This is a genomic window from Actinokineospora bangkokensis (assembly GCF_001940455.1).
GTDB classification, from domain to species: domain Bacteria; phylum Actinomycetota; class Actinomycetes; order Mycobacteriales; family Pseudonocardiaceae; genus Actinokineospora; species Actinokineospora bangkokensis.
The window spans coordinates 136,668-156,702 of record NZ_MKQR01000026.1; the positions used below are offsets into that span (position 1 = coordinate 136,668).

The 20,035-nt window shown below is 75.2% G+C and carries 19 protein-coding genes and 1 pseudogene; 10 read left to right on the forward strand and 10 right to left on the reverse strand.

Features of this window, described 5'->3' with window-relative positions:
* Window positions 1-202 precede the first annotated feature (202 nt).
* The 3 genes from BJP25_RS23230 (at window position 203) to BJP25_RS23240 (ending at window position 2,046) form a co-directional block, all read left to right on the forward strand.
* Window positions 203-892 (forward strand): COG1361 family protein, encoded by a 690-nt coding sequence (locus BJP25_RS23230; RefSeq protein ID WP_075977130.1) that lies wholly within the window; start codon window positions 203-205, stop codon window positions 890-892.
* A gap of 90 nt (window positions 893-982) precedes the next feature.
* Complete coding sequence (locus tag BJP25_RS23235) at window positions 983-1,525, forward strand: GtrA family protein (protein ID WP_075977131.1); 543 nt, start codon at window positions 983-985, stop codon at window positions 1,523-1,525.
* 23 nt (window positions 1,526-1,548) lie between these two features.
* The gene (locus tag BJP25_RS23240; protein WP_075977132.1) at window positions 1,549-2,046 is read left to right on the forward strand and encodes a GtrA family protein; all 498 of its coding nucleotides are present in this window, start codon (window positions 1,549-1,551) and stop codon (window positions 2,044-2,046) included.
* Window positions 2,047-2,058: 12 nt separating this feature from the next.
* Here the strand turns inward: BJP25_RS23240 and BJP25_RS23245 are convergent, their stop codons facing one another.
* The gene (locus tag BJP25_RS23245; protein WP_075977133.1) at window positions 2,059-3,345 is read right to left on the reverse strand and encodes an ATP-binding protein; all 1,287 of its coding nucleotides are present in this window, start codon (window positions 3,343-3,345) and stop codon (window positions 2,059-2,061) included.
* Between the two features lies 1 nt (window position 3,346).
* Window positions 3,347-4,015, reverse strand: a complete 669-nt coding sequence (locus tag BJP25_RS23250; RefSeq protein ID WP_075977134.1) for a response regulator transcription factor — start codon at window positions 4,013-4,015, stop codon at window positions 3,347-3,349.
* Between the two features lie 39 nt (window positions 4,016-4,054).
* Between BJP25_RS23250 and hisN the strand changes: the two genes are divergently transcribed.
* Window positions 4,055-4,825 carry a histidinol-phosphatase gene (gene hisN, locus BJP25_RS23255; RefSeq protein ID WP_075977135.1) on the forward strand — a complete coding sequence of 257 codons (771 nt, stop codon included), beginning with the start codon at window positions 4,055-4,057 and terminating at the stop codon, window positions 4,823-4,825.
* A gap of 157 nt (window positions 4,826-4,982) precedes the next feature.
* Here hisN and BJP25_RS35775 read toward each other — a convergent pair.
* From BJP25_RS35775 to BJP25_RS23290, 7 genes and pseudogenes are all read right to left on the reverse strand, one after another.
* A pseudogene (locus BJP25_RS35775) lies at window positions 4,983-5,246 on the reverse strand (hypothetical protein); the annotation flags it as partial.
* Window positions 5,243-7,891, reverse strand: a complete 2,649-nt coding sequence (locus tag BJP25_RS23265; RefSeq protein ID WP_075977137.1) for a TNT domain-containing protein — start codon at window positions 7,889-7,891, stop codon at window positions 5,243-5,245. The gene BJP25_RS23265 and the pseudogene BJP25_RS35775, both read right to left, overlap by 4 nt.
* Before the next feature lie 12 nt (window positions 7,892-7,903).
* A complete protein-coding gene (locus BJP25_RS23270; RefSeq protein ID WP_075977138.1) occupies window positions 7,904-8,224 on the reverse strand; it encodes a hypothetical protein in 321 nt (106 codons plus the stop codon).
* Window positions 8,224-8,667, reverse strand: a complete 444-nt coding sequence (locus BJP25_RS23275; protein WP_075977139.1) for a YbaB/EbfC family nucleoid-associated protein — start codon at window positions 8,665-8,667, stop codon at window positions 8,224-8,226. The genes BJP25_RS23270 and BJP25_RS23275 overlap by 1 nt, the downstream gene beginning before the upstream one ends.
* Before the next feature lie 364 nt (window positions 8,668-9,031).
* Window positions 9,032-9,973, reverse strand: coding sequence for a hydroxymethylglutaryl-CoA lyase (locus BJP25_RS23280; protein ID WP_075977140.1), 942 nt, complete (start codon window positions 9,971-9,973; stop codon window positions 9,032-9,034).
* Between the two features lies 1 nt (window position 9,974).
* A complete protein-coding gene (locus tag BJP25_RS23285; RefSeq protein WP_075977141.1) occupies window positions 9,975-10,580 on the reverse strand; it encodes a PH domain-containing protein in 606 nt (201 codons plus the stop codon).
* A gap of 93 nt (window positions 10,581-10,673) precedes the next feature.
* Entirely contained in the window at window positions 10,674-11,495 is an 822-nt protein-coding gene (locus BJP25_RS23290) for a biotin--[acetyl-CoA-carboxylase] ligase (RefSeq protein WP_075977772.1), read from the reverse strand.
* A gap of 188 nt (window positions 11,496-11,683) precedes the next feature.
* Between BJP25_RS23290 and BJP25_RS23295 the strand changes: the two genes are divergently transcribed.
* The 6 genes from BJP25_RS23295 to BJP25_RS23320 all read left to right on the forward strand — a co-directional run bounded on the left by BJP25_RS23295 (window position 11,684) and on the right by BJP25_RS23320 (window position 19,324).
* Window positions 11,684-13,321, forward strand: a complete 1,638-nt coding sequence (locus tag BJP25_RS23295) for an acyl-CoA carboxylase subunit beta (RefSeq protein WP_075977142.1) — start codon at window positions 11,684-11,686, stop codon at window positions 13,319-13,321.
* Window positions 13,322-13,404: 83 nt separating this feature from the next.
* On the forward strand, window positions 13,405-13,635 hold the full coding sequence (locus BJP25_RS23300) for an acyl-CoA carboxylase epsilon subunit (protein WP_084794423.1): 231 nt from the start codon (window positions 13,405-13,407) through the stop codon (window positions 13,633-13,635).
* Between the two features lie 157 nt (window positions 13,636-13,792).
* Window positions 13,793-15,370, forward strand: a complete 1,578-nt coding sequence (locus tag BJP25_RS23305) for an MFS transporter (protein WP_075977143.1) — start codon at window positions 13,793-13,795, stop codon at window positions 15,368-15,370.
* A 60-nt stretch (window positions 15,371-15,430) separates the two neighbouring features.
* Window positions 15,431-17,251 carry a CocE/NonD family hydrolase gene (locus BJP25_RS23310; protein ID WP_233158226.1) on the forward strand — a complete coding sequence of 607 codons (1,821 nt, stop codon included), beginning with the start codon at window positions 15,431-15,433 and terminating at the stop codon, window positions 17,249-17,251.
* 50 nt (window positions 17,252-17,301) lie between these two features.
* Window positions 17,302-17,934 (forward strand): Maf family protein, encoded by a 633-nt coding sequence (locus BJP25_RS23315; protein WP_075977144.1) that lies wholly within the window; start codon window positions 17,302-17,304, stop codon window positions 17,932-17,934.
* Window positions 17,935-18,001: 67 nt separating this feature from the next.
* The gene (locus tag BJP25_RS23320) at window positions 18,002-19,324 is read left to right on the forward strand and encodes a dicarboxylate/amino acid:cation symporter (protein ID WP_075977145.1); all 1,323 of its coding nucleotides are present in this window, start codon (window positions 18,002-18,004) and stop codon (window positions 19,322-19,324) included.
* A 189-nt stretch (window positions 19,325-19,513) separates the two neighbouring features.
* On the opposite strand, the gene BJP25_RS23325 is transcribed toward BJP25_RS23320, so the two are convergent.
* Complete coding sequence (locus BJP25_RS23325; RefSeq protein WP_075977146.1) at window positions 19,514-19,966, reverse strand: flavodoxin family protein; 453 nt, start codon at window positions 19,964-19,966, stop codon at window positions 19,514-19,516.
* Between the last annotated feature and the right edge of the window lie 69 nt (window positions 19,967-20,035).

Below are 20,035 nucleotides of genomic sequence, written 5' to 3' on the forward strand. Positions count from 1 at the left end.
GGTGCGGTGGCGTCCGGCACGGGAGCCGGACGCCACCGCACCGGGCACCAGCGCTCCCCCGCCCGCGACCACCGCGCCGACGACACCAACGACACCGACAACACCGCCGACGACGCCGACGACGCCGACGACGCCGACGCCGACGAGACCGCCCAACACCCCGAGCCCAGCGCCCCCACCGCCGTCGCAGGGGACGGCGGCGGTGCTGCGAGCGTCCGGCCCGGCGACACCCCCCGTCCTCACCCCGGGCGCGGCGGCGCCGCTGACCCTGACGGTCCGCAACACCGGAACCGGCCCGTCCGGCCCCGTCACGGCCACGCTCACCCTCCCCCCGGGCATCCGGGCCACCGGCGCCCGCGCGGCCTCCTGCGGCGGCGGCAGCACGGTCACCTGCCGGGGCGCGGCCATCCCGGAAGGGGGCAGCGCGACCTTCACCCTGTCGCTGCTCGCGGACACCGGCGCGGCGGACGGGGTGATCACCGGGTCGGTCGGTGCGGAGGGCTCGCCCACGACGAGGTTCACCATCCCCGTCACCGTGCGGCGGCTCGCGGACGGCGTGCGGCTGGTCGGTTCGCACCACCCCGGGCCGTGGCACGAGGGCCCGGCCCTCGATTTCACCGTCCGCAACACCGGGGGCAACCCCGGTGTCGCGGTCGTCCGGTTCGACAAGCCCGTGCGGTTGTTGGCGTCGAGCGCTCCCGTCGACTGCGCGGGCAACACGTGCACCACGCGCAGCGCACTGGCACCCGGCGCGGAAGTGACATTCGTCGCGCAATTCCCGCGCCCCGGTTGGCAGGACCGGAGCATCTCCGCCACCGCGGTCCTCGGCGGCGCAACCGATTCCGCGGTGGTGCGCATCCCGTGGTGGCCCGGGTGGCTGCGGGAACGCTGATCCCCCGTGGCAGAGCGCGATTCGGGCGGACCGGACAGCGGCCGCTCCCTATGGCGCGGACCACGTCCAGTCTGGATAGACTCCGCCGTCATGGCCGTCCTGGAGAACGTGCTCGCCCGTGTCCCGGCACCGGCGCGGGCCTTCCTGCGCAAGCACCGCGACATGTTCAAGTTCGCGGTTGTGGGCGGCATTTGCTTCGTTGTCACCAATGCGGTGAACTACGCCTTGAAATTGACCGTGCTCAACAAGAACCCGGTCACCGCGCTGGGCATCGCGGTCATCATCGCCACCATCGTGTCCTACGTGCTCAACCGCGAGTGGTCCTTCCGCGAGCGCGGCGGCCGCGAGCGCAGGCACGAGGCGGCGCTGTTCTTCCTCATCAGCGGCATCGGCGTCGGCGTCAACGCGCTGCCGCTGGCGATCTCGCGCTACGTGCTGCACCTGCAGGTGCCCGAGGTGGGCCTGGTGACCCAGGAGGTCGCCGACTTCGTCTCCGGCATCATCATCGGCACCCTGATCACCATGGTGTTCCGCTGGTGGGCGTTCAAGAAGTGGGTGTTCCCCGACGCCGAGGCCAGGGTCCGCCCGCTGCGCTCGGTGCCCGCGGGCGGCGGCGACGAGCGGGCGGCCTGACCAGCGCTGCGTAGACTGCGCCGGTGACCGTCGTCGACTCCGTCCTCGGCCTGCTGCCGCCCCCGCTGCGCAGGCTGGCGATCAAGCACCGGGAGCTGCTGAAGTTCGCGGTCGTCGGCGGCACGACCTTCCTCATCGACAACGGCATCTGGTACGTGCTCAAGCTGACCGTGCTGGCCGAGAAGCCGATCACCGCCAAGGCGATCGCGATCATCGTCGCCACCATCGCCTCCTACGTGCTCAACCGCGAGTGGTCCTTCCGCACCCGCGGCGGCCGGGAGCGCCACCACGAGGCGGCGCTGTTCTTCCTCATCAGCGCGGGCGGGGTGGCGATCAACCTGGTGCCGCCGTACGTGTCCCGCTACGTGCTCGACCTGGAGGTCCCGCACGTCAGCCGGGCCGTGCAGGAGATCGCGGACTTCGCCAGCGGGTCGGTGATCGGCATGGTGCTGGCGATGTTCTTCCGCTTCTGGGGCTTCCGCAAGTGGGTCTTCCCCGACGAGCTGGGCCAGCGCCGCTGACCCCGCGCCCGGTCAGCGCGGCGAGCGCTCCGCGGGCCACTTGACCCCGCGCACGTTGTCCGCGCGCGGCACCGGCAGGAACACCGAGAACGTGGGCGGCCGGGCGGTCGACAGCTCCAGCCTGCCGCCGTCGGAGTCCACCAGGGCCCGCGCCAGCGCCAGCCCCAGGCCGGTCGACCCGGCGCCGGACACGCCCCGGTCGAAGATGTGCGGCGCCAGCTCGTCGGGCACCCCCGACCCCGCGTCGGACACCTCGATCACCACCGAGTCGGCGGGGCCGCCGCCGCGCGCGGTCAGCGTCACCGGCCCAGCGCCGTGGCGCAGGGCGTTGTCCAGCAGCACGCCGATCGCCTCCCGCAGGCGCGCCGGGGTGACCCTGGCCAGCAGCCCGGGGGTGAGCCGCAGCCGCAGCGCCCGGCCCTCGGCGCGGAACAGCGCCCGCCACTCCTCGCCCAGCCCGGACAGCTCCTGGCCCAGGTCCACCGGCTCGGCGCCGACCGCCCTGGCCTCGCGCGCCGCGGCCAGCAGCTCGTCGAGCACGTCGGCCAGCCGCTCGGCCTGGTGCAGGGCCTCCTCGGCCTCCTGCGCGGTGTCGGCGTCGGTGGCGGTGGTCAGCGCCTCCAGCCGCAGCTGCAACGCGGTGAGCCTGCTGCGCAGCTGGTGCGACACGTCGCCCACCAGGTCGCGCTCGCGCTGCACCAGCTGGGCCAGCGCGGTGGCGGAGGCGTCCAGCGCCTCGGCCACCATGTCCAGCTCGTGCAGGTCGTAGCGGGCCCGGTCCAGGCGGAAGTCGCCCGCGCCGAGCCGGGTGGCCCGCTCCGCCACGTGCCGCAGCGGCTGGGCCAGGCGGCGGGCGGTCACCATGGCCACCACGGTGCCCACCGCGATGGTCAGCACCACCACCAGCGACACCAGCACCGCCACCTGGGTCTGGCGGGTGCGCATCGGCCCGGCGTCGAGCAGCAGCCGCACCTTGCCCTGGTTGACGATCGGGATGTCCTCGGTGGTGAGCATGTCCTCGACCAGCTCGGCGCCGTAGCTGATCTCCCCGTCGCCGGGGATGGTGACGATCAGCCGCCCGCCCGGCGGCACCGCCAGCTCGACCTTGGACAGGTCGATGCGGTTGCCGTGGGCGATCTCGTCGTCGAGGGTGTAGGCGATCTGCTGGCCGCGGGCCTGCAGGTCCTCCTTGGTCAGGCTCTCCACGACCTCCAGGGCGGTGTAGCCGAGCGGGATGCCCAGCGCGCAGGCGGTGACGGTGACCGCGAGCAGGATCGCGAGCAGGATCCGGCGCCGCATGTCACTCCGCGTTGAAGCGGAACCCGACGCCCCGCACGGTCGCGATGCGCCGCTCGGTCGAGCGCGGCCCGCCCTCGCCCAGCTTGCGGCGCAGCCAGGACATGTGCATGTCCAGGGTCTTCGACGTCTTGAGCTCCGGGTCGCTCCACACCTCGGTGAGGATCTCCTCCCTGGTCACCACCTGCCCGGCGCGCTGGATGAGCACCCGCAGCAGCTCGAACTCCTTGTTCGCCAGGGTGATCTCCTGGCCGTCGACGGTCACCACCCGCGCGGCCAGGTCCATCCGCACCCCGTTGACGTCGATCGCCCCCGGGGCCTGGCGGCGCAGCAGCGCCCGGATCCTGGCCAGCAGCTCGGCCAGCCGGAACGGCTTGGCCACGTAGTCGTCGGCACCGGCGTCGAGGCCGACGACGAAGTCGACCTCGTCGGCGCGGGCGGTCAGCATCAGCACCGGGATGCCCCGGCCCGCCGCGCGCAGCCGCCTGCACACGTCCAACCCGTCCAGACCGGGCAGCCCCAGGTCCAGGACCAGCAGGTCGGGCACGCCGGTGGACGCGGTGTCCAGCGCGCTCTGGCCGTCGGAGACCACCTGCACCTCGTAGCCCTCCCGGTGCAGCGCCCGGGAGAGCGGATCAGCGATGGCCGCGTCGTCCTCGGCCAGCAGCACCACACTCACGTCCGACAGCGTAGGCGTGGCAGAGTCGCGCCCGTGTCACGCGACCTCACTTGCGCCCTCCGGCTGGCCGACACCGCCGACGCCATCACCCGTTCGCGCTTCCGGGCGGGCGACCTCGCCGTCACCCGCAAGCCCGACCGGACCCCGGTCACCGACGCCGACACCGCGGTCGAGGACGCCATCCGCGCCGTGCTCGCCGAGGAGCACCCGGGGGACGTCGTGGCCGGTGAGGAGCGCGGCGGCGAGGTCGGCGCGGGCCGCACGTGGGTGCTCGACCCCATCGACGGCACGAAGAACTTCCTGCGCGGGGTCCCGGCCTGGGCGACCCTGATCGCCCTGGTGGTCGACGGCGCCCCGGTGGTGGGCGTGGTCAGCGCCCCGGCCCTGGGCAAGCGCTGGTGGGCCGCCCGCGGCGCGGGCGCCTGGGTCTCCGACGGCGGGCAGGAGCGCCGGATCGGCGTGTCCGGGGTGGGCGAGCTGGGCGACGCGTACCTGTCGACGACGCACCTGGGCACCTGGGTGGAGCACCACTCCCGCGAGCGGTACCTGGCGCTGGTGGACGCGTGCTGGGAGAACCGGGCCTTCGGCGACTTCTGGCAGCACTGCCTGGTGGCCGAGGGCGCGATCGACCTGGCCGCCGAGCCGATCGTCAACCCCTGGGACGTGGCGGCGGTGCAGGTCGTCGTCGAGGAGGCGGGCGGGCGCTTCACCGACCTGGGCGGCGCCGCCCGCTTCGACGGGGGCAACGCGCTGTCGTCGAACGGGCTGCTGCACGACGCCGCGCTGGAGGTCCTGCGGGGCTGAGGCCGGACGGCTAGGGCGCGCCCTGCACCGGCACGGCGGCCGTGGGCGCGGAGGCGACCTCGTCCTCCACCGCCGCCACGGCGGCCACCGCCTCGGCGGACGGGCCGGCGGTCGGCTCGGCCTGGGCGGGCGGCCCGGCCTCGGTGGACGGCTCGGCGGCGGGGAGGACCCCCACCACCCCCCGCAGCACCTGCGACCAGGTCAACCGGCCGAACAGGTAGTGGCAGGCCACCTGCTCGCTGCTGAACCGCGCCCAGTCGTACCGGTTGCCCTGCTCGCGCCAGAAGACCTCCCAGCCCGGGGTGCCCTCGTCCGCGGTCGGGACCAGGCACCAGCGGTGGTCCGCCTCGACGCCGATGGAGACGATGGTCGGCGGGACCCCGATGGCGGGCAGGAGGTCGAGGATCGTCGTGCTGTTCACGCCGCGGTCTCCGGGGAGTCGGGGACGGCCGGGAGGTCGTCGGGGGTGATCTCCTGGAGGTACCCCAGGGCGATGAGGTCGGCGGCGGGGTGGGTGGCGCGGTAGCGCTCGGCGCCACCGGGCTGGGCGAACCAGGGCGCCGACACGCCCCGCCAGACCGGGAGGGGGCGCAGGACGCGGTAGCGGTGGTACCCCGCGCTGAGGTGGGTCGGGGGCAGGGAGCGGCGGGCGAAGGGGGTGCCGTCCGCGCTGAACACGCGGCCCTCCGGGGTGCCGAACCGGTCGACGACGGTGCCGGGGTCCAGCACCTCGGGCAACCCCGCCTCCGCGCAGCCCTCGGGGAACACCCCCGCCGGGGGCCAGGCGAACTCGGTGGCGTCCTCGCTGCCCGGCTCGTGCGGGCGCACCAGGAAGCGGCGGTCCCAGTCGCGCTCGTGCTGCCCGCCGAGGGGGTCGTGGTCGGTGGCCAGGTGCGGGGCCTCGGCGCCGTCGAACTGCCCGGGGTCGCTGACCCTGGTCGACAGGTCGACCAGGTCGGAGCGGGGGTGGTCGCCGGGGGCGAAGCGACCGGCGCAGTCCAGCTCGGCGGGCGGCGCGGCGAGCTGGCGGGCCGGTTCGGGGGACGCCACCGGCATGTGGCCGATGGGGAACATGGCCACCAGGAAGGCGGTGAACTCCGGGTCGCCTGCCCGGCCCGCCGCGCGCGGCAGCGGTGCCGCGGGCTGCATGCCCGCGGGGGTGCCGGGGGTCTGCGGGGCCGAGCCCGCGAGCCTGCCGCCGAGCAGGTCCGCGACCCGGCTCTGGCGCGCCTCGTCCGGGCTCGGCGGGACCTGGCCCGCGAGGGTGCCCTGGATGCCCATGCCGACGGCCACCACGCCGCCGACCTCGTCCTTGCGGGCGTGCGGGGCCTCGGCCCTGTCCTGGGTGCTCTTGGTGCCCTGCTTGTTCTCGGTGGCGGTGGTCGCCGGGTCGGCGCCCGCCTGCCTGCCGCCGGTGGTGGCGGACCCGGACGACCCCGCCCCCGCCGCGACCTTGGCGCCGGGCTCGGTCCGGTTGCCCGGGGCGTCCGAGCGGCCGCCGCCCGCGGCACCGCCGCCGGGGCCACCCGCGACCGGGGCGCCCGGCACGACACCGCCCACCGGGGCCGCGGGCTTGGCGGCGACGGCCGCCGCACCCGCCGCCGGGGCGGCCGCGGCCGGGGGACCACCGGGGACGGGTCCGTTGCCGCCGCTGACGTAGTTGCCGACGTTCTGCTGCACCTGCTGCGCCGCTCCCGCCGCGGCGCCGGGGACGGCCCCCGCGGCGGAGCCCGCGGCCGGGGCCTGCGCGCCCGCCGACGCGGCGGGGGCGTCGAGCACGGCGGCGGACGCCGCCTGCACGGAGTCGTGGTGGACGGGCAGGTCGACCAGCGGCGCGCCCGCGCCCCCGCCGCCGGGCAGGTGGGACACGACCTGGCCGGGCAGGTCGGTCACCGCGCCGGGCAGGTCGGTGATCGGGTGGCCGCCGGGAGCGGGCGCGGCGGGGCCGTGGCCGCCCGCGGGACCGCCGCCCGGGTGCCCGCCGGGCCCACCGGGGCCGCCGCCGGGGTTGAGCGCGTCGTGCACGGCGTGCTGCACGCCCTGGTTGGCCTGGTGGCCGGTCTGGGCGACCTGGTCCACCACGTGCGCCACGCCGTCGAGCGGGCCGCGCCCCGGCGGCGCGCCGGTGAGCCCGCCGACCGCGTCGGAGACGCCGTGCACGGCGTTCGAGGCGCCGTGCAACGCGCCGTCGACGACCTGGCCGGTGGCGCCGAGCGCGGCGTCGGCGACGTGGCCCGCCGCGTTGAGCACGCCGCCGAGGAGCCCGCCGTGGCCGGGTCCGCCGCCGTGGCCCGCCCCGGGCCCGCCCCAGTTCGCGCCCGCGCCCGCGTTCGCGACCTGCTCGGCGGTGGGGCCGTGCGGGGTGAGCGCCTGCGTGACGCCCTGCACCGCGCCCGCGACGTCGAAGTTCGGCAGGCCCAGCAGCCCGCCGCCGCCGGGGCGCTGCCCGCCCGGCTGGAAGGTGAGCCCGTCGGTGCCGTGGTTGCCGAACAGGCCGTGGCCCGCGGCGTTGCCCGGCCCCGACGACGTGCCGGGGTGGGTGTTCACGGGGCCGTGGTAGTTGCCCTCGCCGCCGGTGACGGCGCCGATGAGCGAGGTGGTGATGTGCGCGAGGTTGGCCTTCACCCCCGCGGTGAGGGTCTGGAGCTGGAGCAGCGGGGCGCCGCCACCGCCCGCGCCCGCGGCGGTGTTGGCCGCGTCGGTCTGCTTGGCCAGGTCGACCAGGGTGCGCACCATGGCGACCTTGGCCTCCCCGATCTGGGTGGCGGCGTGCTCCAGGGTGTCGGCGTTGGCCGCGCACCGGGTGACCGCGGCGGTCAGGTGCCCGGTGTCCGGCGCCACGAAGCCCGACCAGTGCCTGCGCGCGGCGTCGTTGGCCTCGCCGGAGAAGGTGGCCAGGGTGGTGCGCGCGGCGCTGTCGGCGTCGCCGGTGAGCGCGCCCATCCGGGTGCCCGCCTCGCGCCAGGCCCCGGCGGCCTCGCGCATCTTGTCCTCGTCCGCCTCCGGCCACTGGAGGCCGACCAGGGCCGCCAGCGGTCGCAGCACCGCGGGGAGCTCGATGCCCATCCCCATCCCCTCCTAGGCGTCCGCTGAGCCGATGGTGCGCGCGTTGCCCTCGTCGTCGGCGAGGTACGCGCGGGCGTTGTCGGCGAACCGGCCGCGCACGTCGCCGAGCTGCCCGGGCAGCGCGCCGAGGGCGCCGAGGGCGGTGTCGGCGGGCGCGGCGTAGGCGGCGGCGAAGCTGCGGCCGATGCTGTCGGTGCCCCAGCAGGCGCCCAGCGCGCCCAGCACGTCGTCGAGGTCGCGGTGGATGCGGCCCGCCCGCTCCGCGATGCCGTCGAACTGCCCGGCGCGCGCGGCCAGCGCCTCGGCCTCGGTCTCGAACCCCCCGTGCGGCATCAGGAACTCCTCGGCGTGTCCGATTCGAGCCAGGTCATGTGCTCGAAGCTGTCGTCGTCCGGTGCGGGGCGCCGCGGCGGCGCCACCTCGGCCGGGGTGAGGTCGGCGGTGCCGCGCAGCAGCGCCTCGGGGTCGGTGCCCGCGGGCAGCACCGGGGCCACGGCGTGCCCGGCGGCGCGGGCGGCGAGCGCGTCGGCCGCGGCGGTGGTGCGCACGACCACGTGCGCGAGCTCGGCGGGCCGGTAGCGGCGGTAGGCGCCGTCGGCGATCACCAGGCCGGTCAGCGCGCCCTGGGCGGAGACGGTGGCGGTGACCATGCCGCACGGGCTGGTCGCGGACTCGCTGATCGCGGCCAGCGCGCGGTGCACCTCAGCGAGCTGCTCGCGGCTGCGGCGGTAGTCGGCGATCAGCTCCTCGACCTGGGCTGCGTGGTCAGCAACCACGGAGACCTCCGCTGGGTAGTCGGCGCCGGCAGGGTTCCCGGTCCGGGCTTGGACGGGCGGGCGGCGCCCCCGGTTCCCGCCGGTTCCCGCGCGCGGCGCGCACCCTCGCCAGCACCGCCAGCAGGCGGTCCAGCCAGCGGTGGCGGCGGCGCGCGCACCCGGCCGCGGCGGGCGGGCGGCGGGCGGGCGCGGGGCGCGCGCGGACCGGCCCGGCGGGCAGGGCACGGCCTGCGCCGCGGGGGCGACGGGGTTCACCGGGGCGGCGTCGGGGACGCGGGCCGGAGGGGCGCACACCGCGTTGATCGCCGCCACCCGCGCCGCTGTTTCGCCTGCGCGGGCGCGGGTCAGCCTGCGCGGGCGCGGGTCAGCCCGCGAGGGCGCGCACGACCCGCGACGGGCTCGGCCTGCCGAGGCGCTCGGCCATCCACGCGCTGGTGGCCACCAGCGCGCCCAGGTCGACCCCGGTGTCGACGCCCAGGCCGTCGAGCATCCACACCAGGTCCTCGGTGGCGAGGTTGCCGGTGGCGGACTCGGCGTAGGGGCAGCCGCCCAGGCCGCCCGCGGAGGAGTCGACGGTCGTCACGCCGCGGCGCAGGGCGGCGAGGGTGTTCGACAGCGCCTGGCCGTAGGTGTCGTGGAAGTGCACCGCCACCGCCCCCACCGGCGTCCCGGCGGCGACCACGGCGTCCAGCACGGCCTCGACCAGGCCGGGAGTGGCGACGCCGATGGTGTCGCCCAGCGACAGCTGCGAGCAGCCCATCGCCATCAGCCGCGCGCTGACCTCGGCCACCTGCTCGGGCGCGACGGGGCCCTCCCACGGGTCGCCGAAGCACATCGAGACGTAGGCGCGCACGTCCAGGCCCTCGGCGCGGGCGCGGGCGACGACCGGCTCGAACATCTCGTACTGGGACTCGACGGTGCGGTTGAGGTTGCGCTTGGCGAAGGTCTCGGTGGCGCTGCCGAACACGGCGATGTCGCGCACGCCCGCGGCCAGCGCCCGGTCGAGGCCGCGCTCGTTGGGCACCAGCACCGGGTAGCGGACGCCGGGGGCGCGGGTCAGGCCCGCGAGCACCTGCTCGGCGTCGGCCAACTGCGGAACCCACTTCGGGTGCACGAAGCTGGTGGCCTCGACCGTGGTGAGGCCCGCGGCCGCCAACCGGTCCAGGAACTCCAGCTTGACCCCCACCGGCACGGTGGTGGACTCGTTCTGCAGGCCGTCGCGGGCGCCCACCTCCCAGATGGTGACCCGGTCGGGCAGGTCGCCGGAGCGGGCGACCGCGGGGAGGCCGACATCCCGTGCGCTCATGTCAGCGACGGTACCCGCGGTCGTCCGGGTGACCGTGCGGCGGCAGCTGGGCGGTGTCGCCGCCCTGGCCCCGGTAGTCGTCGCGGTAGTCCTCGCGGGCGGGCTGGCGGTGGAAGTCGTCGTTGGGGTTGTCGTTGACCTCGCGGTAGAGCAGCGTGTGCACCTTCTCCACCGACGGGATGTCGTAGAACTCCAGCGGCTCCTGCGCGCTCGACTCGATGATCAGCGTGCCGCAGCCGACGATCCGGTCGATGAGCCCGTGCTCGAAGCGCACGCTGCTGATCCGCGACAGCGGGATGTCGATGCCGGTCCGGTTGATCACCCCGACGCGGGCCATGACCCGGTCGGTGGTGACGATGAAGTGGGTGGTGCGCCAGCGCACGAACGGCACCAGGAACAGCCACACGACCAGCGCCGCGGCGACCACCGCGATGGCGATCCAGGCGATGTTCGCCCAGTCGAGGTCCTGGGCCAGGACGGCGAGCCAGATGGCCGCGCCGACGACGACCACGAGGAAGAAGTAGGGGAGCAGCAGCATCTTCCAGTGCGAGTGCTTGTGCAGCACGACCTGCTCGCCGTCGCTGAGCAGGTCCTCCGGGTACGCCACGTCGTCCTCCTGATCACCACCCGATGACGGGCCCACCGTACTCGGGGCGCGCACCCCCGGTGCCCCGGTCGCGGCAAGTCCCCCCGGGTGGCCTCAGGGCAGCGGGCGCACGTGCACGACGTCGCCAGCGGACAGGGTGCGCTGAGTGCCCGCCACGTCGACCACCAGCTGCCCGGTCCCGTCGACCTCGCTGGCCAGGCCGCGCAGCTCCGACCCGCCGGGCAGCTCGACCCGCACCTGCTGGCCAAGGGTCGAGCAGTGCGCCCGGTAGTCCGCGAGCAGCCCGGCCGCGGCGAGGTCGCCCCCGGCCGCCCGCCACGCCCGTTCGAGCTCGTCCAGCTCGGTGAGCAGGGACAGCGCGACCGCGTGCCGGTCGGCGGTGCCGCCCTCCTGCGCCAGCGACGTCGCGGGCAGCCCGCCCGCGCCCGGGGGCACGGCGGTGCCCACCGGGCCCACGTTGAGGCCGATGCCCAGCACCACGGCGGGCTCGGGGCCGGAGCCCGCCACCTCGGCCAGCACCCCGGCGCACTTGGCGCTGTGCGAGCCCGCGAGCAGGTCGTTCGGCCACTTGAGGGTGGCGGTCACCCCGGCGGCGCGGGCGGTGCGCACCAGCGCGACCCCGGCGACCATGGCCAGCGTGCCGAACCGGGCCACCGGGACCCCGGCCGGGCGCAGCAGGACGCTGAGGTAGAGGCCGGTGGGCGGCGACACCCAGCCCCGGGTGCGCCTGCCGCGGCCCGCGGTCTGGGCCAGGGCGAGCAGCGCGGTGCGGTCGGCGGCGCCCGCGGCCGCGGCGGCCACCAGGTCGGCGTTGGTGGACCCGGTCGAGGCGACCACGTCCACGGCGGCGTACCGGTCGGACAGCGCGGCCCGCAGCGCGGCGGCGTCCGGGGCTGGCGAGTCGGCTCCAGGCATGGCCCCAGGGTAGGGCCGCGGGCCGGGGGCGGGCCGGTCGGAGCGGGACAGCCCGTCCCGGCCGCGGTGGGACCACCCTGCTCCCTCCAGCGCGGTGGAGGTCAAGCGCGCGGAACCGTTCCAGAACGCCGTGATGCTGCCGACTGAACACTGCTCAACCGGGTGGTCACTCGATAGGGTGCGGCGCTATGAGCAGCGCGACCGAGCCGATCGGACAGGTGCCCGCGGGGGAGCCGGACCTCCACACGACCGCGGGCAAGCTGGCCGACCTGTACCGCCGCGACGACGAGGCGATCCACGCCGGGTCGGCGCGCGCGGTGGACAAGCAGCACGCCAAGGGCAAGCTGACCGCCCGCGAGCGGATCGACCTGCTGCTCGACCCGGGGTCCTTCGTGGAGCTCGACGCGCTGGCGCGGCACCGGTCGACCAACTTCGGCCTGGAGAACAACCGCCCCTACGGCGACGGCGTGGTGACCGGGCACGGCACCGTCGACGGCCGCCCGGTGTGCGTGTTCTCCCAGGACGTGACCGTCTTCGGCGGCTCGCTCGGGCAGGTCTACGGCGAGAAGATCGTCAAGGTGATGGACCTGGCGATCAAGACCGGCCGCCCGATCGTGGGCATCAACGAGGGCGGCGGCGCGCGCATCCAGGAGGGCGTGGTCTCCCTCGGCCTCTACGGCGAGATCTTCACCCGCAACGTGCGGGCCTCGGGCGTGGTGCCGCAGATCTCGCTCATCATGGGCGCCAACGCGGGCGGGCACGTCTACTCCCCGGCGCTGACCGACTTCATCGTGATGGTCGACCAGACCTCGCAGATGTTCATCACCGGCCCGGACGTGGTCAAGACCGTCACCGGCGAGGAGGTGACGCTGGAGGAGCTCGGCGGCGCGCGCACGCACAACACCAAGTCGGGTGTGGCCCACTACATGGGCGCCGACGAGGAGGACGCGATCGGCTACGTCAAGGAGCTGCTGTCGTTCCTGCCCTCGAACAACCTCACCGAGGCCCCGGTGTTCCCCGGGTTCACCGAGGAGGGCTCGGTCGCCGAGGGCATCGGCGAGACCGACCTGGAGCTGGACTCCATCATCCCGGACTCGGCCAACCAGCCCTACGACATGCACGAGGTCATCAACCGGGTGCTCGACGACGGCGAGTTCCTGGAGGTGCACCCGCTGTTCGCGCCGAACATCGTGGTGGGCTTCGGCCGGGTCGAGGGCCGCAGCGTCGGCGTGGTGGCCAACCAGCCGACCCAGTTCGCGGGCTGCCTGGACATCGACGCCTCGGAGAAGGCGGCGCGGTTCGTGCGCACCTGCGACGCGTTCAACATCCCGGTGCTGACCTTCGTCGACGTGCCGGGCTTCCTGCCGGGCACCGACCAGGAGTTCGGCGGCATCATCCGCCGCGGCGCCAAGCTCATCTACGCCTACGCCGAGGCCACCGTGCCGCTGGTCACCGTCATCACCCGCAAGGCCTTCGGCGGCGCCTACGACGTCATGGGGTCCAAGCACCTGGGCGCCGACGTCAACCTGGCCTGGCCGACGGCGCAGATCGCGGTCATGGGCGCCTCGGGCGCCTCGAACATCCTGCACCGCAAAACCCTCAAGGCGGCGGTGGAGGCGGGCGAGGACGTCGACGCCCTGCGCGCCAAGCTGGACCGGGAGTACGAGGACACCCTGCTCAACCCGTACCAGGCGGCCGAGCGCGGGTACGTCGACGCGGTCATCCCGCCCTCGCACACCCGCGGCCAGGTGGCCCGCGCCCTGCGGATCCTGGCCGACAAGCGCGAGACCGGCCTGCCGAAGAAGCACGGCAACATCCCGCTGTAGCCGCCCCGCCCCGCCCCGGTGGCGACACCGGGGCGGCGGCCGCACCCACCCCGACCACGAGCAGCCCCGACGAGGAGCCCGCTGTGCCCGAGCAGAACGAACCGGCGTCCCCGGCCCTGCTGCACGTCGTCCGGGGCAACCCCGACGACGTGGAACTGGCCGCGCTCACCGCCGTCGTGGCAGCCGCCGCGACCACCGGCGGCGAGCCGGAGCAGCCGACCGAGGGCGGCGGCTGGGCGGACAAGGCCGCGCAGGTCCGCGCGCCGCTGCCGCACGGCCCCGGCGCGTGGCGCGCCTCCGCCCGCCCCCGCTGACCCCCGGCACGAGCCCCGGCCGCAGCCCGCACCCCACCGGGTGCGGGCTGTTCGCGTGTCCCGCACCCGCCGATCCCAGGGCACCCCGCACCGGCTCCGGCAGCGGGGTTCGCTGAACCCCGGGCACGGCCCGGCGCTGCCTCTACCCTCTAGCCCCATGCGCTCACCGTGGACAGCACTCACCGCCCTCTGCGCGTGCTTCTTCATGGTCATGCTCGACGCCACCGTGGTCACGGTGGCGATCCCGGCGGTGCTCGCGGACCTGGGCGCCACGCTCAACGAGGTCATCTGGGTCAACTCGGCCTACCTGCTGGCCAACACCGTCCCGCTGCTGGTCACCGGCAGGCTCGGGGACCGGTTCGGGCCGAAGCGGGTGCTGGTGGTGGGCCTGGTGGTGTTCCTCGCCGCGTCGCTGTGGTGCGCGCTGTCCCCCACGCCCGCCTCGCTCATCGCCGCCCGCGCGGTGCAGGGCCTGGGCGCGGCGGCGATGACCCCGCAGACGCTGTCGTTCATCTCGGCGCTGTTCCCGCCCGAGCGGCGGCGGGCGCCGATCGCGGTGTGGGGCGCGGTGGCGGGCGTGGCCACGATCACCGGGCCGGTCATCGGCGGGCTGCTGGTGCAGCACCTGGGCTGGCCGTCGATCTTCTTCCTGAACCTGCCCATCGGGCTCGCGGGGCTGGTGCTGGGCCTGCGGCTGCTGCCGGACCCGCGCGGGCGGCGCGCGGTCACCTTCGACACCACCGGTGCCGTGCTCGCCGCGGCGGGGCTGGCGCTGCTGGTGTTCGGGGTGCAGAACGGGCAGCACTTCCGCTGGTCGCCGCTGGTGCTGGCGTGCATCGGGGCGGGCCTGGTGCTGCTGGTGGTGTTCGCCATCGGCCAGCGCGGGCCCGACCGGCTCATCCCCCGGCGGCTGTTCGCCGACCGGGCGTTCGGGTTCGCCAACCTGGTGCACGCCGCGCTCGGCTTCGCCACCACGGCGATGTTCCTGCCGCTGGTGATCTACGCCCAGTCGGTGCTCGGCCTCGACCCGGTGCGCTCGGCGCTGCTGTGCCTGCCGATGGCCGCCGCCGCGGGCGCCGGGGCGCTCATCGCGGGCAGGGTGCGCTGGGACCCGCGGCTGCTGATCACCAGCGGGCTCGGCCTGCTCATGGCGGGCACGGTGGCGCTCGCCGTGGCGGCCACCCCCGGCACCGCGCCGCTGGAGCTGATCCCGGGCACGGCCGTCGCCGGGTTCGGCATGGGCCTGGTGTTCTCCCCGCTCACCGCCACCGCGACCACCGCGCTGCCGCCGGACCTGGTGGGCGCGGGGTCGGGGGTGTTCAACACCGCGCGCCAGGTCGGCGGGGTGCTCGGCTCGTCGGCCACGGGGGTGCTGCTCCAGGTGGGGCTGAGCGTGTCGGTGCCCAAGGCCGCGGCGGAGTACGCGAAGTTCCTGCCGCCGCGCTTCGCCGACGAGTTCGTCGAGCGGGTGAGCGCGGCGGCCGCGGCGGCGGGCGAGTTCAGCGCGGGCGGGCCTCAGGTGCCCGCGGAGTGGTCGCCGAGCATCGCCGAGAAGGTCCGCGAACTGGCCAGGGCCGCGTTCGACCTGGGGTTCACCAACGCGGCCAGGGCGGCGCTGGTGCTGCCGGTGGTGGTGCTGGTGCTGGGGGTCATCGCCGCCTTCGGGCTGCCCAAGGCGCCCCGGCCCGCGCGGGCACCCGCCGCGGGCACCCCGGTCAGGCAACCCGCCCCCTAGAACTCGACCGACGAGTTCGCCGGTCGCCGCAGGGGCGGGCTCGGACCATAACCTGACCAGGTGCACCTGACCGCCCGCGCGGGCCTGCTCGCCATCGCCGCCGTCGCCGCCACCGGCCTCGGCGCGGTGGGCGCGGCGGTCCCGCGGGTGGCGGGCACCGCGGCGGCGGTGCCGCGCAGCGAACCGGCGTACGACTACGCCGCCGCCACCCGCGAGACGGTGTGGGTGCCGACCGGGCAGACCGCCCCCGACGGCACCCCCGTGCGCGTGGCGGCGGACGTCATCCGCCCGTCCGGCACCCCCGGCCCGGTGCCGGTGATCATGGACGCGAGCCCGTACTACCTGTCCCTGGGCCGGGGCAACGAGTCCCAGCGCAAGGCCTTCGACGCCGCCGGGCGGCCCACGTCGTTCCCGCTGTTCCTGGACAACTACTTCGTCCCCCGCGGCTACGCCGTCGTCCAGGTCGACCTGGCGGGCACCGGGCGGTCGACCGGCTGCACCGACGTCGGCGGGCCCTCGGACGTGTCCTCGGCGACGTCGGTGGTCGACTGGCTCAACGGCCGCGCGCCCGCGTTCACCGCCCCCGCGGCGGGCACCCGGGTGGCCGCCACCTGGGCGTCGGGCGCGGTGGGCATGATCGGCAAGTCCTGGGACGGCACCATCGCCAACGCCGCCGCGGCCACCGGCGTCGAGGGCCTGGACACGATCGTCCCGATCTCGGCCATCAGCTCCTGGTACGACTACTACCGCTCGGCGGGCGCCGCCTTCCCCACCGGCACCCTGTCCGGGCTGGCCGCGCTGGTCGAGAACCCCCAGGCCGCCCGGCTCTGCGGGGGTGTGAAGGCCGCGCTGGACGCGGGCACCCCGCCCACCGGCGACCTGACGCCCACCTGGCGGGCCCGCGACTACGCGGCGAGCGCGGGGAAGGTGCGCGCCAGCGTTCTCGCCGTGCACGGCCTCAACGACCTCAACGTCAAGACGCTGAACTTCGGGCGGTGGTGGGCCGCGCTGCCGCCGGGGGTCGAGAAGAAGGTGTGGCTCTCGCAGACCGGGCACGTCGACCCGTTCGACTTCCGCCGCCCCGAGTGGGTCGAGGCGCTGCACCGGTGGTTCGACCACTACCTGCTGGGCATGGACAACGGCATCACCTCGGACCCGCAGGGCACCGTGGAGACCGCCCCCGACGTGTGGCGCAACGACCCCGTGTGGCCCCCGCCGACGTCCACGGCCTCGCTGTCGCCCGCCCCCGGGCCGGACGACGGGGTGGGCTCGCTGACCACCGCGGCGTCCTCGGGCACCGCGGGGTTCACCGACGACCGGGGCACCGAGGACACGTGGGTGCCGGAGGGCAGCAACCCCGGGCGGCTGCTCTACCGGACCGACCCGCTGCCGCGTGACGTGCGGGTCGTCGGCACCCCGTCGATCACCGTGACCGCGTCGTCCAGCACGGGGGCAGCCCGGCTCTCGGCCCTGCTGGTGGACTACGGGCCGACCACCAGCAGGGCCCAGGGCGAGGGCGAGGGCATCGAGAACCTGGCCACGCGCAGCTGCTGGGGCCCCAGCACCACCCCGGACAGCGCCTGCTACCTGGACACCCGCACCGCGCTCGTGGAGTCGGACCGGACGGTGCTCGCGCGCGGCTGGGCCGACCTGGGCCACCACGCGGGATTGGCGCAGGGCGCGCCGCTGACGCCGGGGACGCCGTACGCGATGACGTTCCCGCTGGCCACCACCGACCGCGTGGTGGCGGCCGGGCACCGGCTGGGGCTGGTCGTCGCGGGCACCGACGCCGCGCACCTCACCCCGCCCGACGGCGTCGCCCGGATCACCGTCGACCTGGGGGCGACCCGCCTCGACCTGCCCGTCGTCGGCGGCCTCTGACCCCGGCGGCTCGCGCGGGCGGGCTCCCCCGCCCCGGCTACCCTTCCCCGGTGCAGTTCGTCCTCGCCTCCCAGTCCCCCGCCCGCCTCGCCGTCCTGCGCGCCGCAGGGGTCGAGCCCACCGTCCGGGTGTCCGGGGTGGACGAGGACGCGGTGGCGGCCGCGCTGACCGACCCCGCCCCCGAGCAGTTGGTGACGGCCCTGGCCGAGGCCAAGGCGCAGGCGGTGCTGACCGACGTCGCCACCGAGTTCCCCGAGGCCCTGGTCGTGGCGTGCGACTCGATGCTGCACATCGACGGGGAGATGGTGGGCAAGCCGCAGTCGGCCGAGGTGGCCCGGCAGCGGTGGCGGCGGATGGCCGGGCGCACCGGGCACCTGCTGACCGGGCACGTGGTGGTGCGCACCAGCGACGGCGAGGTCGTCGCCACGGCGTCGGGGACCGAGACCACCACCGTGCACTTCGCGGACCCGACGCCCGCCGAGGTCGACGCCTACGTGGCCACCGGGGAGCCGCTGCACGTGGCCGGGTCGTTCACCCTCGACGGGCTGGGCGGGTGGTTCGTCCGCGGCATCGAGGGCGACCCGAGCAGCGTGGTCGGCATCAGCCTGCCGCTGACCCGGCGGCTGCTGGGCCGGGTCGGGGTGTCGGTCACCGACCTGTGGCAACCGCCTCCCAGCAGCTGAGACGGGATTACCCGACCCCCCAGGATTGGTTGGACCAAGGACAGCCCAACCCCCTGGAGGACGGAACATGTCCCGCGCGTTCGGGCTCGCCACGCTGGCGGGCCTCGTCCTCGGCGCCGTGCTCGGCTTCACCGCCAAGGCCACCGGTGCCGAGTGGCTCACGACCACCCTGTCCACGATCGGCGACGTCTTCACCAGCCTGTTGCAGTTCACCGTCATCCCGCTGGTGTTCACCGCGATCGTCGTGGGCGTGACCAGCCTGCGCGCGCTCGGCGGCCCGCGCACCGCGGCGCGGCTGGGCGGCAAGACGCTGGCCTGGTTCGCGGCCACCTCGCTGGTCGCGGTGCTCATCGGCATCGCCGTGGGCCTCATCGGCCGCGCGGGCACGGGCGTGGCCGTGCAGCCCGGGGAGGGCACGGTCGAGCGGCTGGCCCAGCGCGCCCAAGGCGACTGGCTCACGGTGCTCCAGGGCCTCGTGCCGTCGAACCTGTTCTCCGCCTTCGCCGAGGGCGAGGTGCTCCAGGTGGTGTTCGTGGCGGTCGCGGTCGGCGTCGCCGCGTACGCGCTGGGCGAGAAGGCCGAGCCGTTCGTCACCCTCAACCGCGCGGTGTTCGACATCATCCAGAAGCTGCTCGGCTGGATCATCAAGCTGGCGCCGCTGGGCGTCCTGGGCCTAATCGGCACGGCGTTCGCCACCTACGGCAACTCGTTCGTCAAGCCGCTGTTCGCCCTGATCGCCAGCGTCTACGCCGCCGCCCTGCTGGTGCTGTTCGTGGTGTACCCGCTGCTGCTGAAGTTCGTCGGCCGGGTCTCGCCGGTGACCTTCTTCCGCAAGGCGTGGACGGCCCTGCAGTTCGCGTTCGTGTCCCGCTCCTCCGGCGCCACCCTGCCGCTGAGCAGGCAGACCGCGGTGAACCTGGGCGTCGAGCCCGGCTACGCGGGCTTCGCGGTGCCGCTGGGCACCACCACCAAGATGGACGGCTGCGCGGCGCTCTACCCGGCCATCGCGACGATCTTCATCGCCAACCTCTTCGGCATCCAGCTCAGCCTGTGGCAGTACGCGGGCATCGTGCTGGTGGCGGTGTTCGGCGCGTTCGCCACGGCGGGCACGACCGGCTGGTTCACCATGCTGACGCTGACCCTGAGCACCATCGGCCTGCCCCCGGAGGTCATCGCCACCGGCGTCGCCATCGTCTACGGCATCGACCCGATCCTGGACATGGTCCGCACCGCCACGAACGTCGCGGGCCAGATCACCGTGCCCGTCCTGGTCGCCCGGGGCGAGGGCCTGCTCGACGACGACCGCCTCAACGCCGCGACCCCGCCGCCGCTGTTCGACACCGCGGAGCAGGAGCGGCGCGCGGAGCGCGAGGAGCCCGTCCCGGCCTGACCGGGGCCTGCCCGATCGGGCAGCGGGCCGGGCAGCGGGCTGGATGACAGTGGGCTGCTTCGCGGTGGGGGCATCACCGCGAAGCAGCCCGTCACCAGGCCCATCGGCACCCCCACCCGAAGTGTTTCCACATTCAATGAACCCGTTCGCTCCGTGTCAAGTCCGGTTCGGACGGTGAACGACCGCAGCTCACCCCAGCAGCGTGGCCGCGACGGTGGCTCCCATCTCCGCGCAGCGCCCCAGGTCCGTCGTGGACGGCTCGCCCGCGACGACGACATCGGCGGCCACCCGCTGCCACCCCAATCCGTTCGTGATGGTTGCGATCGCCCGTTCCGCACCCTCCGTACCTTGGTTGCCGTGGATGTAGCACCCGAACGGAGTACCCCGCCCGGAATCCAGCACCGGGTAGTACACGGTGTCGAAGAAGTGCTTGAGCGCGCCGCTGATGTAGCCGATGTTCGCCGGGGTGCCCAGCACGACGCCGTCGGCGTGCAGGACGTCGTGGGCGGTGGCGGACAGCGCCGCCCGGCGGACCACCTCGACGTCCGCGAGGTCCGGGTCTGACGTCCCCCGGACCACCGCCTCGAACATCGCCTGGCAGGCGGGGGACGGGGTGTGGTGGACGATCAGCAGGCGGGGCATGGGCCAAGCATCGAGCACCCCCGCGTCCGGGCGGGCGCTGGGGGTGCTCGACGGGGAGAGAACCGCGGC